The following is a 16,304-nucleotide window of genomic DNA, read 5'->3' on the forward strand; positions in this document are numbered from 1 at the left end:
ACAGATGTTATTTCTTTATGAAGCTATTGACAACAAAAATGTATGCGTTTACTATTAAACAAAAGATAACAATTACAAACATTAACAAACTTCAATTCCCACATTGGCGAAGGAGGATTCAGTAATGCTCAAATTACCTCATGACTTTATTTTCGGCGGGGCGACTGCGGCATATCAAGCGGAAGGCGCCACAAAAGAAGGCGGCAAAGGGCCTGTGGCCTGGGATGAATTCCTTGAAAAACAGGGAAGATTCAGCCCTGATCCGGCAAGTGATTTTTACCGCCAGTTTCCGGAAGATATTAAACTATGTGAAAAATTCGGAATAAACGGCATCCGCCTTTCTATAGCCTGGACGAGAATTTTCCCTGACGGCACGGGCAAAATCAATCAGGAAGGTGTTGATTACTATCATCGTATTTTCTCAGAGTGCCATAAACGCAACGTCACCCCTTTTGTCACGCTGCATCATTTCGATACACCGAAAGGATTATTTGACCAGGGAGATTTCCTCAACCGCGCTGCAATAGAAGCGTTCGTCAGCTATGCGGAGTTTTGCTTTAAAGAATTCAGCGAAATCAGATATTGGAGCACGTTTAACGAAATTTATCCCACAGCCACCAACCAGTATTTACTCGGGGTTTTCCCGCCATCAATTAAAAGTGATATCACAAAAGTCATTCAATGCCTCCATCATATGATGGTAGCGCATGCGATGACCGTCAATCTTTTTAAAGACGGCGGCTATCCGGGAGAAATCGGTGTCGTCCACTCATTGGAAACAAAATATCCCGCCAGCGACTCAGAAGAAGACCGCCGCGCCTGTTTTCTGGATGACGCGTTATCAGTGAGATTTCTCCTCGACGCCACCTACCTCGGCTATTACTCCGAGGAAACCATGCGGGCTCTGGATGAAATCTGTGAGGCAAACGGCGCTTCATACGAGTTTTCAGACAGTGACTTTGACGTGATGAAAAAAGCTTCAACGCGCAATGATTATCTCGGCATCAATCATTATCAATGCCATTTCGTCAAAGCGTACGACGGAGAAACCGTTATTCACCATAACGGAACGGGCGATAAGGGCACTTCGGTCTATAAAGTAAAAGGAATCGGCGAAAGAATTTACAAAGAAGGCCTGAAACGGACCGATTGGGACTGGCTCATTTATCCTGAAGGCATGTATGACATGCTGATGCGCATCAAACGGGACTATCCGCAATATAACAAAATGTACATTACCGAAAACGGCATGGGCTATAAAGATGAGTTTGAAGACGGCATCATTATGGATAAGGCAAGAATCGACTATTTAAAAGTCTATTTAGAAGCCGTCAGTAAAGCGATTAGCGACGGGGTCAATGTAAAGGGGTACTTCTTATGGTCCTTAATGGATTTATTTTCATGGACCAACGGCTACAACAAACGTTACGGTCTTTTTTACGTCGACTTTGACACCCAAAAACGATATCCGAAAGAATCGGCCTACTGGTACAAACTTGTAAGTGAAACAAAAACAATCATTTAACGATCATACATGGTGAAAAGAGTCTCTTTTCATCATGTGTGCCGTCTTTAGGAGGTTTTTTTCATGACAAAGGAAGAATTGCAGATGCTCGGTTTTGAAATCGTCGCCTATGCCGGCGACGCCAGAAGCACTTTATTGAAAGTCCTGAAGGAAGTCCGTGCCGGAAACTTCGAAAACACGGAAGCAGCATTGAAAAGCGCCGATGAAAATTTAACCCTCGCCCACAATGCGCAAACGAAAATGTTAGCTGAAGAAGCTGACGGCAAGGACATGGAATTAGGATTTATTTTCGTTCACGGTCAGGACCACTTGATGACAACCCTTTTGCTCCGTGATCTTATTCAGGATTTTATAGAACTCTACCGAAGCCGCCGATAAGGAGTGGAAAAATGAACGGTATCATCAAGCAAATCGAAAAGGGAAAACCGTTTTTTGAAAAAATCTCAAGAAACATTTATTTAGGCGCGATCCGCGACGGCTTCTTAACGGCCATGCCTGTTATTTTATTCGCCAGCATTTTCATCCTCACCGCCGCTGTGCCGGAAGTGTTGGGTTTCACTTGGCCTAAAAGTGTTTCTGAATGGCTTTGGAAAGTTTATAACTATTCAATGGGCGCCCTCGGTCTGATCGTTGCGGCAACAAGTGCGAAATGCCTGAGTGAATCAATGAACCGAAAAATGCCGAAAAACAAAGGGATCAACCCCGTTTCAGCGATGCTTGCTTCAGTCGTCGGGTTTCTCATTTTAAGCGTCACTCAAATCGATGGCGGATTCTCCACGGAATACCTCGGCACAAAAGGTCTTTTAGCCGCTTTTGTATCCGCTTTCATAACAGTGAACGTTTACAGATTCTGCGTGCTGAAAAATATTACGATTAAAATGCCGAAAGAAGTACCGGGTACCATTTCACAAACATTTAAAGATGTTTTTCCGTTCGCTTTTTCCGTTTTGGCCATGGTGATCGTTGATTTATTGATCAGGAATACGCTGAACGTATCTTTTGCAGAGGCTCTCTCCTCTCTCTTATCGCCGTTTTTTACCGCCGCAGACGGTTATCTGGGGATTTGTGTCATTTGGGGAATGATGGCGCTGTTCTGGTTTGTCGGCGTTCACGGTCCTTCTATTGTGGAACCGGCCATCGCAGCTATTATTTACGCAAATGTGGAGGCGAACCTTCAGCTTCATAATGCCGGTGAGCAGGCGTCCAACGTGCTGACCGTCGGACTCGGGAACTTCGTCGGCACAATGGGAGGGACCGGCGCAACCCTTGTTGTTCCGTTTATCTTTCTTCTTTTCGCGAAATCCAAGCAATTGAAAGCAGTCGGAAAAGCATCCGCGGTTCCGGTGTCTTTCGCAGTAAACGAACCTCTGCTCTTTGCTGCGCCGATCATTTTAAATCCTTATTTTTTCATTCCGTTTGCTGTAACGCCGATGGTGAATGTCTGTCTGTTTAAATTTTTCGTGGATGTCATCGGAATGAACAGTTTTATGTATGTTCTTCCGTGGGCCACCCCGGCGCCCGCCGGCTTGATTCTCGGAACCGGCATGGGGCTCTCGGCTTTTGTGCTGACGGCTGTATTAATCATTGTCGATTTCCTGATATACCTGCCATTCTGTAAAGCTTATGACAAAGTATTAGCGGCGAAAGAAGCCCAACACACCGAGCCTGAAACCGCGCCGCAAACATTACAGCCCGCCATGGCCGGCGCCTCCGAAGACGCGTCCTCCGTCATCAGCACAAATCTTCAGGAATCCTCATCCTCCTTGGAACACAGCACCAATGTGTTAGTGCTGTGCGCCGGAGCGGGAACGAGCGCCATGCTTGCGAACGCACTGACAGAAGGAGCCGAAGAATATAACGTGCCGATTACCGCCTCAGCAGGCGCCTACGGATCCCATTACGACATCATGAAAGACTTCGATATGATCATTTTGGCTCCGCAGGTCGGCTCTTATTACGATGACATTAAAGAAGATGCGGACCGCCTGCAAGTGAAACTCATCGCAACGAAAGGAGCGGAATATATCAGCCTCACCAGAAATTCACAAAAAGCCATTCAGTTCATACTGGAGCATACCTCAAAATAGAATCGGAGGTTTATCATGGATGCCAAACTTTTAAAATCAAGATTCGAAGACATTTTCAAGAGAAGTAACGGAGAACTGTTTTTCGCACCCGGCCGGATCAACCTGATCGGGGAACATACGGATTATATAGGCGGCCACGTTCTTCCATGCGCGATCACGATCGGAACTTATGCCGTATGCGCAAAACGCGGAGATCACCAGATCCGGTTATACTCAGAAAACTTTCCTGACAGCGGCATTGTCTGCCTTGATCTTTCCGCCACAGCATACAAAAAAGAAGACGGCTGGACCAATTATCCGAAGGGGATGATCCATTACCTTCTTAAAGTCGGCGGCCAAATAGACAGCGGAATGGATATTCTTTTTCACGGTACGATTCCAAACGGAGCCGGTTTAAGCTCCTCCGCTTCTATTGAAATGTTAACAGGTTCCATTTTAAGAAAGTTATTCAGCCTGGATGTTTCCGATACTGAACTGGCGCTTATCGGAAAAAGAGTCGAAAATGAATTTATCGGCGTGAATTCAGGCATTATGGATCAATTCGCAGTGCAAAAAGGCAAAAAGAACATGGCCATTCTGTTAAACTGCGATAAGCTTGAGCACGAAATGATTCCGGCTGCTTTTAACGGATATAAAATCGTCATTATGAATACGAACAAGCGCCGGGAGCTGGCGGCTTCAAAATATAATGAACGCCGCAGCGAATGTGACGAGGCTCTTTCAGAACTGCGGCAATATCGGAATATCGCCTCACTTGCGGAATTGACGGGAGAAGAATTCAACGAACTCGAATCCCTTCTCTCCTGTGAAACTTTGCGTAAAAGAGCCCGGCACGCGGTCAACGAAAACGAGCGGACCCTCTCAGCCGCGGAGGCTCTCAAATCGAATGATTTGAAAACGTTCGGCGAGCTGATGAATGCGTCCCACCGTTCTTTACGCGATGATTATGAAGTGACCGGTGACGAATTAGACGCGCTGGCTGAAGCAGCCTGGAAAGAAGGAGCACTCGGAGCGCGGATGACGGGCGCGGGGTTCGGCGGCTGCGCCATAGCCATTGTGGAAAGTGAAGAAACCGCCGGCTTTATCCGGGCCGTTTCATCTCACTACCGCAGCAGGACAGGTCTTGAAGCTTCTTTCTACATCGCGGATATAAGCGATGGCGCGGCTGAATGGAGGGAAAAATAAATCATGGCGATTCTCATTCTCGGCGGAGCCGGCTATATCGGTTCTCATGCGGTTGATCAATTATTAAACAAAGGATTTAAAACGATAGCTGTGGATAATCTCCAGACAGGCCACCGGAAAGCTGTTCATGAAAAAGCAGTTTTTTACCATGGAGATATCCGTGAAAAACCGTTTCTTCGCTCTGTGTTTGCGAAGGAGAACGTAACAGGCGTTCTCCATTTTGCCGCTCAATCCCTTGTCGGCGAATCAATGAAAGACCCTCTTTCATATTTCAATAATAATGTGTACGGTACGCAAATTACGCTGGAGGTCATGCAGGAATTCGGAGTGAAACACATTGTGTTTTCTTCATCCGCCGCTGTATACGGCGAACCTGAAAAAGTGCCCATCACAGAAGACATGCCCGAAAAGCCGGAAAGCGCATACGGCGAATCAAAACTCATGGCAGAAAAAATGCTGAAGTGGTGTGAAACCGCCTGCGGCATAAAATATGTCTCGCTTCGGTATTTTAACGTTGCCGGCGCGAAAACGGACGGTTCCATCGGAGAAGATCATCATCCGGAAACCCACCTTATCCCTATCCTTTTACAAACCGCGCTCGGTCAGCGCGAGGAGGTTTTGATATTCGGCACTGACTATGATACAAAAGACGGCACGTGCATCCGCGATTATGTCCATGTTTCCGATTTAATCGATGCCCATATTCTCGCTCTGGAATATTTGCAAAACGGCGGAGACAGCGGCATTTTCAATTTAGGATCAAGCAGCGGGTTTTCCGTATCAGAAATGGCGGAAGCGGCCCGGCAAGTGACCGAAAGAGACATAAAAGTAAGAGCGGCCGCAAGAAGACCCGGTGATCCAAGCACCCTCATCGCTTCCAGCGATAAAGCGCGGAACATTCTGGGCTGGAATCCGAAACAAACGGACATATCGGAAATCATTGCGTCAGCATGGAATTGGCATCGGCAACATCCAAACGGATACAAGGACAAATGAAATGGAGGCGGCGGTCATTGAAGTTTTTGAATCAGTGACAGGGTTTCTGAAAGAAAGCACTGTCTTAGGCGACATAAATGAAACAGATGTGATTTATACAAGAAACAGACTTCTCGATCTGCTCGGACTGACGGATTATGCAGAACCGAAACATATCAAGAAACAAAACAGGCTCCACTATTTGGACGAAATGGTGAAAGACGCGGTAAAACGGTCAATCATAAACGATACACCGGCTGAAAGAGACATGCTGGGAAGCAGAATCATGGACGTGATCACACCGGCCCCTTCTCTGATCAACGCCGCATTCAGCAAATTGTTATCAGATTGCCCGAAAAAAGCAACAGATTACTTTTACCGACTGAGCCAAAACAACGACTATATTAAGACGCGGGCCATTCGAAAAAATATCGTGTACCGCTCATCAACACCTTTTGGGGAATTGGACATCACCATTAATTTATCAAAGCCCGAAAAAGACCCTAAAGACATCGCCGCGGTAAAAAACAGTCCGGAAAACCGGTATCCGACATGTCTGCTCTGTATGGAAAACGAGGGGTATGCCGGAACACCGCATCACCCCGCCCGTTCAAACCACCGCATCATCAGGCTTGACTTAGCGGGAGAACAGTGGGGGTTTCAATACTCCCCTTATGCGTATTACAGCGAGCACGCTATCTTTCTTTCAAGCGTGCACAAGCCGATGAACATCAGCCGCGACAGCTTCAGAAGGCTTCTGGCCATAACGGAAATCTTCCCCCACTATTTCGCGGGATCAAACGCAGACTTGCCGATCGTAGGAGGTTCCATTCTTTCTCACGATCATTATCAAGGCGGCGCCCATGAGTTTCCGATGGCAAAAGCGGGTTCCCTCTACCCTTTTCATATGCGTCATTTTCCAGACGTTCAGGCCGAAGCCGTGAAGTGGCCGGTATCAGTGATCCGCCTTCGCGCAAAAGATCCGGATTTGCTGACAGATGCCGCTGCGTATGTTTTTGAAAAGTGGCGGGAATATTCAGACGAAACCGTCAGCATCATCTCAAAGACAAATGAACCCCATAATACCGTCACCCCAATTGCCAGACGCAGGGGAACGGATTTTGAAATCGATCTCGCTCTCAGAAACAACCGCACCTCCGAAAATTATCCGGATGGCATTTTTCACCCGCATCAAGATGTGCATCACATCAAAAGAGAAAATATCGGTCTGATTGAAGTGATGGGACTCGCCGTTTTACCTCCCCGCCTGAAAGATGAGCTGGCAGAAGTGAAAAAGTATTTACTGAATGAACCTCATGACATCAAAGATATTCATCTTCCGTGGGCTGAAAACATCAAAGCGGATAAAGACGTGACATCGGAGAATGCAGCCGCTGTTTTACAAAAAGAAACCGCGAATGTATTTTTACGCGCACTGACCGATGCAGGCGTTTTTAAAATGACACCCGAAGGAATTCAGGCGTTTCAGCGTTTCACGACGTTATTGGAGAATGGCAGCTGAAACATTCAGAGTGAAATCAATCAACAATTTTTTTATCAGGAGGTATTGTGATGTTCAAAAACCGATTGAAACGTGTATTTGTAAACGCAATCTGTCTTTCTCTCATTTTCACTGCTTTTACATTCTTTGAGAAGTCTCCTAAAGCAAAAGCGGATGCCCCGTTTGCCTATGGCGCTGATATAGGTTGGCTGAAACAAATGGAGGACGAAGGTGTGCGCTGGCTGGATGACGGCGGAAAACAGAAAGATGCCTTGCAGATTCTTAAAGATCACGGAATAAATGCCGTGAGACTGAGAGTGTTTGTGAATCCGCCAAGCAGCTATTATTGGCTGAAAGACGGGACAACATGGACCATGCTCGGCTATAGTGACAAAGCGGGCGTACTTGCGGCGGCCAAAAGGGCAAAAGCGTTAGGAATGAAGGTAATGGTTGACTTCCATTACAGTGATGTGTTCGCTGATCCAGGCCACCAGATCAAGCCGAACCAATGGAACGGCTATTCAAACAGCCAGCTGCAGGCAGCCGTGTATAACCATACGTACGATGTCATGAAAGAACTTAAAAATCACGGCATCTCCCCTGATTGGGTGCAAGTAGGAAATGAAATGAATTCAGGAATTTTACTGCCCGACGGCAGCACGAACGATTTCAGCAAATTGACCGGCTTACTGAACAAAGGCTATGACGCCGTGAAATCCGTCAGCCCGGCCACCAAGGTCATCAGCCATTTGGCACACGGCACGGACAACAGCCTATTCAGATGGTGGTTTGATCAATTCTTTAAAAACGGAGGAAAAACCGACATCATCGGCGTTTCATTCTATCCCTATTGGGAAGGCAAGCCGTACTGGGAGCTCACCGGCCATTTATCATCTAATTTGAATGACATCGCCTCACGCTACAACAAGGAAGTCATGGTGGTTGAACTGGGCGGAGATGAAAATAATCCGAAAGATTCCTACTGGACCATAAAAGACACCATAAAACTGGTGAAAGCGGTTCCGAACGGAAAAGGAACCGGCGTATTTTACTGGGAACCCGAAGCTCACTCCAGCGTTCTGTCAGACGCGTATCCATTAGGCGCAACCGCCAAAGTGTCTAAAAACGTCTTGAAATACACAACCGCAATCGACGCTTTTCATGATGCCGCAACAGGAAAATGATTGATGCGAATCTCAAGCAGGCTCATTGTGCAGCCTGCTTTTTTATAAGGCTGTAGTGTTGGCCTGTTATGAAACAGAGCAAGTAACGAATACGGAAAGAAAAATACCCGAAAACCCGCGTTTCGGTTAAAAAACCGCTTTTTAAATAGAATACTTCTTCTGTTCTCCCTCCTTCTTATTTCTGCGCACTATCTCTCAGTTCCTAAATCATAACTTTACGATTGTTGAAAAAGAAACAAACATTTTATAATATTGTGTAAGCACCACCGAGCAGGAGGACGGGACATGGACAAAAAAGAACAGCTCCTCACGGATTTCAGGGACTTTTTTAACAAGATGGTGTGGCTGAATAGGCTGAAGATGGAAGAAAGCCTTAAGGGGCATAAACCTTCTGAAGTGCATTGCATCGAATTCATCGAAAAAATTGAAGACGCCAATGTGACAAAACTTGCGGAGTCCCTTTATATGACAAGAGGCGCCATAAGTAAATTAACGAAGAAGCTTATCAATAAAGGCCTTATCGAAAGCTATCAGAAGCCGCTTAACAAGAAAGAAATCTATTTCAGGCTTACCGAACAAGGAAAAGTCATTTATAAAATTCACGAGGAATTGCACAAAGAGTTTCAAGAACGGGACAAAATCGTATTTGAACAAGTAACTGATGAACAATTTGACACGATGCTGAACTTCGTGGAAACATACAGCAGGCATTTGGATTCAGAAATAAAGAAACTTGGTGCAGACATGAAATCGGAATAAATATGAATAAAACCATAGGCAGCCCTTCTCCATGAAAACGGGCTGCCTTTTTATATCCCTCTTATTGTTGACAAAGAAACAAAATCACTCTATTATTTTGTTGACAAGGAAACAAAGACAGCAATTTTGAGAGGAGAGTAATATGTCAACACATAAAAGAAAGGAACTTCGGGTGCCAAAAGAAGTTCTCACAGCCGCCTGGGCTATTGCACTGGGAGCAATCGCTCCAATGCTTGACTCTACGATGGTAAACATCGCCATCGACAAACTGACCAAAGACTTCAACACGACATTGGATACCATTCAGTGGTCCGTTACAGGCTATGTCTTAGCACTTGCGATTGCAGTACCCGTATCCGGCTGGCTTATGAATAAATATAACGGTAAGAAAATCTTCATCGGCTCAGTCATCGCCTTTGGTGTCATTTCTGTTTTTGCGGGGATGAGCCGTGACGTTTCCAGCTTCATCTTCTTCCGTTTGCTTCAAGGATTCAGCGCCGGCATTATGACTCCGCTTATGTCAACACTCTTGGTTAAAACGGCAGGTCCGGAAAACCTGGGAAAAGTGATGGCAATCGTCAGCACCCCTATGATCTTCGGCCCGATCTTAGGACCTGTCATCGGAGGCTTCATCGTCCAAGGCGCTTCATGGCATTGGATTTTTTACATCAACGTGTTCATCGTTTTGATTGCTGCACCGCTTATGATGAAAACCATTCCAGACTTTGAACCATTCAACAAAGATCGTAAACTCGATATTTTCGGGATTATCAATTTGTCATTAATGAGCGCGGCATTGATTTACGGTATTACAAAAGCGGCGGATCATGCATCATTTAACAATAGCGACACCATTTTATGGACAGGCATCGGTCTTGTTTCAGCAGCTATTTATCTTGTATATAATCAGATCAAGAAAAACCAAACCGTGCTGCCTATGAATTTGTTTGCAAACAAGAGCTTCTTGGCATCTTCGATCGGGTTGTTCTTAGCGAATGTTGCCATCATGGGGCCGATGTTAATACTTCCGCTGTTTTTTCAAAACATTCGTCAGTTCACGGCAGCCGGAGCAGCACTCGCTTTAATCCCTCAAGGAGTCGGAATGCTCGTGACTCGTCCGCTGATCGGAAAAATGATTGATAAGATCGGTGCGAAATACGTGGTTACGGTCAGTCTTGTTCTTTCGCTGATCGGATCTATCCCGCTTATTTTTATCACCGATAACACAAGTATGATTTGGATTTCCGTCGTATTATTTATCCGCGGCACCAGTTTTGGAGGAATTATGCTCCCATTGATGAGTGACGCTTATACAGGTCTTGACAGCAAACAGCTTCCGGAAGCGGGTGTCGGTATTCATATGATTGAAAACCTCGGTTCCAGCTTTGGGTCAGCTGTGATCGCAACCGTTACCGCAACTGTCATACAAGGATTGCAGCCGACGATTTCGAACAGTTTAAAAGGCTACCATGCCGGATTCTTAGTATCCGTCATCATCCTTGCCGCCATCTTCATTCCAAGTCTGTTCCTTACCCATAAAAAGACTGCGATATAAAGAACTTTTTAAAGTAAAAAACCCTTGCACAGCAAGGGTTTTAGTGAATGAAACTGATGATGGTTGCCGGCAAAGTCAGCCAACAACAGACAAAGCCTTTTACTCATTCACATTGCTTTTCATTAACCATTCTACTTCCGTTAATTCTTGTTTTTGAACGTCTTTTGTATGTTTTTTCGTAAAATGGACTTTAACAGCTTCTTCGTTTTCCCAAATCTCCCAAAGCATGAGTTTGCGTTCTGATGGTTCGAGCGGATAAGCATGGAACTGAATACAGCCTTCTTCTTTGTTCGTTTCTTCCTCAAGTTTTTTGAACTCTTTCATTATTTCATTAAGGTCTTTATCACTGATGATTTTTAAGCATGCCGTTATGTAATGCATCGAAATTCCCCCTCTTCCCATCTTTTTATGGCTTTACATTATAACATTTATCGAAAAACGAAACCGGCATACCGCATTCTCAACATATAAAAAACCGTCCATAAAAAATGAACGGCAATGTTTATTTAAGAGCATTTAGAGCGACTTTTGCAGCCTCAGCGATAAGAGCATTATTATAATTGGCATCTTCCGTAAACCGGTTTGACAGGATTGCCAAAACAATTGGGGCTCTGTCAGGCGGCCAAACGATCGCAATATCGTTTCGTGTGCCGTAGCTTCCGGCTCCGGATTTATCGCCGACTTCCCATCCTGCAGGAGCGCCTGCCCGAATCAGTTCGTCGCCGGTAGCGTTGCCCCGCATCCAATCTGTTAAAATCGTGCGCTTGTCAGCCGTGAGAGTGTTACCCAAAGCGAAAGCTTTAAGATCGGTTGCCAGTGCTTTTGCGGTGCTTGTATCACGACGATCCCCGGGAATCGCCGAGTTTAGATCCGTCTCGAATCGATCAGCTTTTGTTACATAATCCCCGATCTGTTTCAATGACTTTTCAAAACCTTTGGGGCCGCCAAGCTGCTGCAGCAATAGGTTCCCGGCGGTATTATCGCTGTAACGGACAGCGGCTTCTGAGATTTCTTTCAGGCTCATGCCTGTATCCAGGTGTTTTTCTGTGATTGGAGAATATGTAACTAAATCGTCTTTGCTGTAGCGGATGATGGCATTAAGTTTTTCATTTGAGCTTTTCTTCAGAACAGCAGCTGCAGCCAGAACTTTATAGGTTGATGCGTAAGCAAACCGTTCATTCGGCCGATAGGCGATTGTCTTGTTTGAACCTGTATCAATCGCATAAACCCCAAGCCTGGCATCAAATTTTTTCTCAAGCTGAACAAATTTTTGATTCAATATACAGCTTGTCATTTTTGTGTTTTCTATAGATTTCGCTTCAGCATGCGCTGAGCCGAATAAAGGATTGAAACCGGTAAAGCTTAAACATAAAAGTCCAATGCATATTCCAACTTGTATTCTCGCTTTATTTTTCACATCCAGACCTCCTCATTATAATGATTTTGTATACATCTTCTAATTAACATTACAAACAGGATGAAAGTCAATATATTTCCTTTGAGATGATTAAATCCTGCATTCTGACTCCTCCCCTTATTAAATGCGCCGCCCTCGCCGCGTCTGAATGTTTGCATGTCCGCTTCGTGTTCATCATCTATTTGTTATCCCTCCGTGCAAATAAAAACGGACACTAATCACAACACAGTGAGCTGTGCAATGATCAGTGTCCGCAGGCTTTCCGTCTTGGACCTATATATGTTTCTCTTGCAGACTATAAAAATCATAAGTAAGTTAACAAACGCATTACCTTAATCCTGCCAGTCAAAAAATTATATCATTTTATATATTTCAATAAGATTATTATCTGGATCTCTAAAATGAGCCACTCGTGCACGCCATTCCTGACGATCATGTGGTTCATTGACGCATTTAATCCCTTGCTTGTGCAGATAGTCATACGTTTTATCAACATCTTCTACCTTAAACTGAAGCAAAAATCTTGATTGCGCATCTCCGTCTAAAGATTTTCTTTCTTCTCCAACTATTTCAGCCATATTTTCTCGAGATAAAAGCTCTATTTTCGTTTCTCCATTATCGAAGAGTGCATATTCCATTTCCTTCTCTAACCAACTGATTGGAAGTCCTAATGAATCTTTATAAAACTCGACGCTTTTCTTAAAGTCATTAACCAATAGTCTAATTTGCAGCAATTTCATATTGAACGCCTCCTATCATTTTACTGGCCATTCATTTAATCATACAATAGGGACCTGACAGCATTATGTCAAGTTTCCATAAATTTTTTTCCATACTGCACCTAAATTTCGGATGAAAGCCTTCGGAGATTCATGAAACTGCGTTTGATCAATTCACATTCTTGGTTTGAATTTTCCTTCACTTCACCGTGGAGGCTCCGGCCGTGTAAGTCGCGCATCCGTAAACATCCGGCCGCCGCTCCTGTAAGTAACACAACGGATAAATGATTGACTTGAGTAGTTTTTTTCATTGTCATTGCTTCCCCTGCTTTTTAAATTCTGCGATTTCCTTAGGGGTAGCCTTTCGGACTCCGTCTGTGTCTGTCCTGTTTGCCACTTGAACGCCTTCCATGTTTTTTATCTCGCTGACTACTCCCAAATGCTCTAAATACACATGATCACCAATCTTGAAACGATTCAGTTTGGCCCGCTCCTCTGTCATGCTCCTGTATTCAGTCGCGGCTTTCATTTTTAATTCAGCCAGACACATTTGACAAAGGGTTACTGTTACAGAATTGCCGTTAAAATCAGTAAACGAAACCGATCTGACAGATTCCTTTTCCGGGTGCATCGTGCATGTTTTCTTCATAGGCGATGGCCGTGTAAATTCAATCATTCCGCTTCCTCCTCAAAAAAAGTCTTTTCGTCCCTCAGACATAACTCCGGTTGAATGGGAAGTTTAATACACCCGCATTCGAACTGTCACGACACATGGAGATTGCCTTTCCTTCGCCGTCTGACGGATATTCACACATCCTGCATAGCTGTAAGCCTATATTTCTTTATATTCCCAATGCTTGCCGCACTTCCCTGTTAGGATGAAGTTTCTAAAGCTGTTGACCAGTTACCGCATGTTGGTTCCATGCGAAAAGCCGTTTGGGTCGCCGTATCCAATCCATACGGGTGAATTTCAGCCCTCTAATATGTGTGTATGCTTTGTAAAGGAGGTGCGTCACATGATGTTCTAACAACCGATTCAACCTAAAGCTAACTCTTCCCCAATTCCCGATCATAAAATAAGTAAATTTACCCAGAACAAATTAATCATTTTGCACTTTCAAAATACTTATTTGTCTTTTTCTTCATTCTTCCATGGTAATATCTTGTTGAAGTATTTCGAATGAAAGGATTATGGTCATGAAAGTTTTCGAAGCAACCACCCTGCTGGCCGCTGCCAAACAGCGCGCGAGTGAATACAAAAAACTGCGCGGCCAGATGGTCAATCTAAAAAAAGCGTTTCAAGGTATGGCTGATCTCGGTGACAGCGACTTCTCAGGCCGGGGCGCCAATAATATCAAAGCTTTTTTCAAGGACCACGCCGGCGTCACAAACAGCTGGCTTGATCTGATCGATATGAAAATCGCATTTCTCACAAGCCTTCCCGGTAAGGTCGAAGATGCCGGACTTTCCAATTCGCATGTGGAGGAATCATTTCTGGAGCATGAGCTCACCCACGCCCTCAGTAAATCAAAGGCAATTATGGAAGGGCAAAAAAAGGATATGGGGTCCATCCTCAGAGAGATCGAAGACATCATCTCGCTCGAATTGTTTTCAACCGAAAGCACAGAACAAAAGCTTTCTTCAGCTGACAAAAAAAGAAGCGAAACGATACATAAACTCGGCAAACTTGATCACGATCTAACGAAAGAATACGCAGAAACCGAAGCGAACGAACAGTTCATCCAAGCCGACTTTCAGCAGCTCCAAAACGCCACAGGCAAAGGAAAAAGCGCCACGCCGCTTCACTACAATGCCAAGGCGTACCGAGAAAGCGACATCCATAAGAAAAAAGACGAGATTGCAAGACATTCGGATGCTTATTTGACGATTAAGAAGGAAGAGGCGAAAGAGCGGGAAGTTAAGGCCCTAAAGAAAAAGCTGGCCGATGGTGTGACCGATCCGGATGAGTATTTGGAAATCGCGAAAAAGATCGGCTATGAAAACCTTGAACCTGCTCAGGTGGAATATGTGATGCAGCTTGAACAAGCAAAACAGCTAGAAGAAGTCGGAGAAACGGCTTGGGATATCGTTAAAGGAATAGGCGTCGGCCTTTATGATGTCGGGAAAGACACAGTAACAGGCGTCAAAGATCTGGCTGTCGGCGCATGGGATTTTTACCATCTCTCTGATGAACAAAAAGTCGCTAAAACCATATCGGCTGTATTGAACACGCCCTCCTACGCAAAAATCATATGGACAAACCTGGCGGATTCATGGAATGATAAAATGGTTAACGGGGATGCGTATTCAAGATCACATTACATCACCTACGCCATCGGGAGCATTGTGGGACTAAAAGGTTCCGGCTCAGCTGTAAAAGTATCAAGCAAGCTCGCAAAAACAGGCGCCGCCAAAGTGGATAACGTCTTGGAAGCCGGAGAAAAAGCGGCTGCAAAACATGTAAAAACCGGGATTGAAAAAGGAAAAGATTATATCAATTCCGTTTCGAAAAATAAGTACGAACCCGCACTTGCCGGAATAGCACAGGATATTGAAAATACTCACAATGTGAAAAATACGCCTTTGTTGAAAAGTATTATTGAAGATCAGAAAGAGAGTGTTCTTAGAAAATCTGTGTCTTCTGACAATAGCGGTATACATAGTGTTAAACAAGGAGACAGCAGTCCTCTCGCACCAGGCGGTGGCTTAGCTGCTCACGAAGCAAAAGGCGGACATCTTATAGAAAGACATGTTGGTAAGACTGATGAAGAGTTATTAGAGAGGCTACAGATAAACAAGAAGATACGTGCCTCTTCTAGTTTCACTGATAGGCCAACTGCAGAAAGAGTCGCTAATGAAACATTAATTAAACATAAAAAGGAAATTGAAGAGTGGTTAAAAAGTGATGTTAATGATCCATTACCGTTACCTTATAGAGGAACCGAAGTTATAGGTAGAGGAGTTCGTAAAGGTTCAAATGAAGTTAAAGATATGACTAATGCTAGAATAGTATTAAAGAAAAATGAAGATGGTAGCTTTATATTAACAGGCTACCCAACGAGGTGATATATAATGATTGAAATTAAAGTTTCTGATCCTGTATTTAGATTTCTCGGCGGACATTTCCACCAAGATATAGAATCTCCCGAAGATGCTCTTAATGAATATCTAAATGAAGCATCACAAAAACTAAAAGAAAGAGATTTAATAGCACTAACTGAGTTTGTAAATAGTGATTATTCAGAAGAAGACAAGAATGAATTTATAGAGGAAGCAGCGGATGGCATATACTTTCCTGAAGATGATATAACTCCATTAGAATGGCTTAAGCAAGTCACTGAACAAATTAAAAAACACCTTAAAACAACATAGTTAGAAAAAGAGCCCTCTTATAAGA

General features: G+C 44.3%; 15 protein-coding genes. 11 read left to right on the forward strand and 4 right to left on the reverse strand.

Annotation, left to right across the window (positions count from 1 at the left end):
• Positions 1-124 precede the first annotated feature (124 nt).
• From lacG to AC3WTF_RS06525, 9 genes are all read left to right on the forward strand, one after another.
• Positions 125-1,525 (forward strand): 6-phospho-beta-galactosidase, encoded by a 1,401-nt coding sequence (gene lacG / locus AC3WTF_RS06485; protein ID WP_007407322.1) that lies wholly within the window; start codon positions 125-127, stop codon positions 1,523-1,525.
• Positions 1,526-1,588: 63 nt separating this feature from the next.
• Positions 1,589-1,903, forward strand: coding sequence for a PTS sugar transporter subunit IIA (locus AC3WTF_RS06490; protein WP_007407323.1), 315 nt, complete (start codon positions 1,589-1,591; stop codon positions 1,901-1,903).
• Between the two features lie 11 nt (positions 1,904-1,914).
• Complete coding sequence (locus tag AC3WTF_RS06495; RefSeq protein WP_492314213.1) at positions 1,915-3,612, forward strand: PTS lactose transporter subunit IIBC; 1,698 nt, start codon at positions 1,915-1,917, stop codon at positions 3,610-3,612.
• Positions 3,613-3,627: 15 nt separating this feature from the next.
• Complete coding sequence (locus AC3WTF_RS06500) at positions 3,628-4,797, forward strand: galactokinase (protein ID WP_492314214.1); 1,170 nt, start codon at positions 3,628-3,630, stop codon at positions 4,795-4,797.
• 3 nt (positions 4,798-4,800) lie between these two features.
• On the forward strand, positions 4,801-5,793 hold the full coding sequence (gene galE, locus AC3WTF_RS06505; RefSeq protein ID WP_492314215.1) for a UDP-glucose 4-epimerase GalE: 993 nt from the start codon (positions 4,801-4,803) through the stop codon (positions 5,791-5,793).
• A 1-nt stretch (position 5,794) separates the two neighbouring features.
• Positions 5,795-7,294 carry a UDP-glucose--hexose-1-phosphate uridylyltransferase gene (gene galT, locus AC3WTF_RS06510; protein WP_007407327.1) on the forward strand — a complete coding sequence of 500 codons (1,500 nt, stop codon included), beginning with the start codon at positions 5,795-5,797 and terminating at the stop codon, positions 7,292-7,294.
• A gap of 50 nt (positions 7,295-7,344) precedes the next feature.
• Entirely contained in the window at positions 7,345-8,457 is a 1,113-nt protein-coding gene (locus AC3WTF_RS06515) for a glycoside hydrolase family 53 protein (RefSeq protein WP_114354673.1), read from the forward strand.
• Between the two features lie 285 nt (positions 8,458-8,742).
• Positions 8,743-9,216 (forward strand): MarR family transcriptional regulator, encoded by a 474-nt coding sequence (locus tag AC3WTF_RS06520; protein WP_007407329.1) that lies wholly within the window; start codon positions 8,743-8,745, stop codon positions 9,214-9,216.
• Between the two features lie 142 nt (positions 9,217-9,358).
• Positions 9,359-10,771: an MDR family MFS transporter gene (locus tag AC3WTF_RS06525; RefSeq protein WP_492314216.1), complete on the forward strand. Its 1,413-nt coding sequence runs from the start codon at positions 9,359-9,361 to the stop codon at positions 10,769-10,771.
• Positions 10,772-10,870: 99 nt separating this feature from the next.
• Here the strand turns inward: AC3WTF_RS06525 and AC3WTF_RS06530 are convergent, their stop codons facing one another.
• From AC3WTF_RS06530 to AC3WTF_RS06545, 4 genes are all read right to left on the reverse strand, one after another.
• Positions 10,871-11,152, reverse strand: a complete 282-nt coding sequence (locus tag AC3WTF_RS06530) for a putative quinol monooxygenase (RefSeq protein ID WP_032866134.1) — start codon at positions 11,150-11,152, stop codon at positions 10,871-10,873.
• A gap of 121 nt (positions 11,153-11,273) precedes the next feature.
• On the reverse strand, positions 11,274-12,194 hold the full coding sequence (bla, locus tag AC3WTF_RS06535; RefSeq protein WP_237436671.1) for a class A beta-lactamase: 921 nt from the start codon (positions 12,192-12,194) through the stop codon (positions 11,274-11,276).
• 347 nt (positions 12,195-12,541) lie between these two features.
• Positions 12,542-12,928, reverse strand: a complete 387-nt coding sequence (locus AC3WTF_RS06540; protein WP_007407334.1) for a VOC family protein — start codon at positions 12,926-12,928, stop codon at positions 12,542-12,544.
• Between the two features lie 292 nt (positions 12,929-13,220).
• Positions 13,221-13,583, reverse strand: coding sequence for a hypothetical protein (locus AC3WTF_RS06545; protein WP_007407336.1), 363 nt, complete (start codon positions 13,581-13,583; stop codon positions 13,221-13,223).
• Between the two features lie 521 nt (positions 13,584-14,104).
• Between AC3WTF_RS06545 and AC3WTF_RS06550 the strand changes: the two genes are divergently transcribed.
• Both AC3WTF_RS06550 and AC3WTF_RS06555 read left to right on the forward strand, forming a co-directional pair.
• Positions 14,105-15,973, forward strand: a complete 1,869-nt coding sequence (locus AC3WTF_RS06550; protein ID WP_492314217.1) for a ribonuclease YeeF family protein — start codon at positions 14,105-14,107, stop codon at positions 15,971-15,973.
• Between the two features lie 6 nt (positions 15,974-15,979).
• Positions 15,980-16,279: a contact-dependent growth inhibition system immunity protein gene (locus AC3WTF_RS06555; RefSeq protein ID WP_031378848.1), complete on the forward strand. Its 300-nt coding sequence runs from the start codon at positions 15,980-15,982 to the stop codon at positions 16,277-16,279.
• Positions 16,280-16,304: the final 25 nt, after the last annotated feature.

This window comes from Bacillus sp. EB106-06-01-XG163 (assembly GCF_058791615.1).

Coding starts and splice junctions, on each gene's coding strand:
- AC3WTF_RS06500 (WP_492314214.1), top strand. CDS start 3,628: ATGGATGCCAAACTTTTAAAATCAAGATTCGAAGACATTTTCAAGAGA.
- AC3WTF_RS06525 (WP_492314216.1), top strand. CDS start 9,359: ATGTCAACACATAAAAGAAAGGAACTTCGGGTGCCAAAAGAAGTTCTC.
- AC3WTF_RS06530 (WP_032866134.1), bottom strand. CDS start 11,152: ATGCATTACATAACGGCATGCTTAAAAATCATCAGTGATAAAGACCTT.
- AC3WTF_RS06515 (WP_114354673.1), top strand. CDS start 7,345: ATGTTCAAAAACCGATTGAAACGTGTATTTGTAAACGCAATCTGTCTT.
- galT (WP_007407327.1), top strand. CDS start 5,795: ATGGAGGCGGCGGTCATTGAAGTTTTTGAATCAGTGACAGGGTTTCTG.
- AC3WTF_RS06545 (WP_007407336.1), bottom strand. CDS start 13,583: ATGATTGAATTTACACGGCCATCGCCTATGAAGAAAACATGCACGATG.
- AC3WTF_RS06540 (WP_007407334.1), bottom strand. CDS start 12,928: ATGAAATTGCTGCAAATTAGACTATTGGTTAATGACTTTAAGAAAAGC.
- lacG (WP_007407322.1), top strand. CDS start 125: ATGCTCAAATTACCTCATGACTTTATTTTCGGCGGGGCGACTGCGGCA.
- AC3WTF_RS06520 (WP_007407329.1), top strand. CDS start 8,743: ATGGACAAAAAAGAACAGCTCCTCACGGATTTCAGGGACTTTTTTAAC.
- AC3WTF_RS06550 (WP_492314217.1), top strand. CDS start 14,105: ATGAAAGTTTTCGAAGCAACCACCCTGCTGGCCGCTGCCAAACAGCGC.
- AC3WTF_RS06555 (WP_031378848.1), top strand. CDS start 15,980: ATGATTGAAATTAAAGTTTCTGATCCTGTATTTAGATTTCTCGGCGGA.
- AC3WTF_RS06495 (WP_492314213.1), top strand. CDS start 1,915: ATGAACGGTATCATCAAGCAAATCGAAAAGGGAAAACCGTTTTTTGAA.
- AC3WTF_RS06490 (WP_007407323.1), top strand. CDS start 1,589: ATGACAAAGGAAGAATTGCAGATGCTCGGTTTTGAAATCGTCGCCTAT.
- galE (WP_492314215.1), top strand. CDS start 4,801: ATGGCGATTCTCATTCTCGGCGGAGCCGGCTATATCGGTTCTCATGCG.